At 65.9% G+C, this 1,145-nt stretch carries 1 protein-coding gene; it reads right to left on the bottom strand.

Features of this window, described 5'->3' with window-relative positions:
• Positions 1–1,145 (bottom strand): AI-2E family transporter (locus EN742_RS35535; RefSeq protein ID WP_148670555.1); only part of this gene is annotated, 1,145 nt, incomplete at both ends.

Below are 1,145 nucleotides of genomic sequence, written 5' to 3'. Positions count from 1 at the left end.
TTCGTCACCGCGGCGCCCTGCACTTCCAGCACCTGCGCCAGCATGGCGGCCGCCGCATCGTCGAGTTCGTCGCGCCCGCCAGCGCATAGAACCGCAATGCCGGTTCCATCCGGCAGGTTCACCTCTTCAACCTCCTCGGCTTCCTTGTCCTCGCCAGGCCTGCGCTCGGACGCCTTGCGTTCGCCGGCCTTATCGTCGCCCGAGCCGGCGGCTTCCGGCTCGACCTCTTCCTCTTCGGCTTCCTGCTGGGCACTGTCGTCGAGGTTCGCCACCAGGGCCTCGGCGCTGCCGGCCACCAGGCGCCGCTGCTCATCGTCGAGGACGCCGCGCATGCGGTCGTGCTCGCCGAGCAACAAAGCAGGGATAGCCACCTTGTCGTAGAACTCGAACAGATATTTGTCTTCCAGGTATTCCTCGGCGTGGTCGGTCGCCTCGTCGGGGTCGCCGGCCAGGAGCCGCTGGTAAAGCCGGGCATGGGGCTCCAGCACCGGCTCGTTGCCGAACAGCACGTCGAGGAACTCGAATTGCGGCACATGGCGGCCGAGCACGACCAGGCAGACGGTGAGCGGCGTCGACAGGACCAGGCCAAGGGGGCCCCAGAGCCAGGTCCAGAAGATCGCCGCGACGATGATGGCGAGTGGCGACAGGCCGGTGCGCGAGCCGTAGAGCCAGGGTTCGATCACATTGCCGGTGATCAGCTCCATCACGATGAACAGGGCCGCCGTCCACAAGAGCAGCGCCCAGCCGGGTGCCACGGCCAGCGCCAGGAACAGCGGCAACAGCGCGCCGATAATCGGGCCGATATAGGGGACGAAGCGCAGCGCCAACGCGAGCATCCCCCACAACAGCGCATTGGGGATGCCCAGCACCCAAAGTCCGATGGTGATCGGCACGGCGTAGACGATGTTGACCACCAACTGCATCAAAAGATACTGGCCAACCCGCTTGCCGGCATCCTGCAGCGCCTGCGTGGTGCGGTGAAGATCGCCATAGCCGACCAGGCGGATGAAGCGGTCGCGCAGATCCTCGCGCTCCATCAGCATGAATATGACCACGACGATGACCAGGCCGGCCGAGGCGAGCGGGCTGAGCAGCGGCGCGATCAGGTTCTGCAGCACCTGTAGCGGCTTTTCATGCGCGACGAT

The sequence above is a fragment of the Mesorhizobium sp. M4A.F.Ca.ET.020.02.1.1 genome (genome assembly GCF_004022645.1).
In the GTDB taxonomy this organism is placed as follows: domain Bacteria; phylum Pseudomonadota; class Alphaproteobacteria; order Rhizobiales; family Rhizobiaceae; genus Mesorhizobium.
The sequence above is the reverse complement of the archived record's forward strand: the minus strand, read 5'-3'. Positions and strand labels throughout refer to the sequence as shown.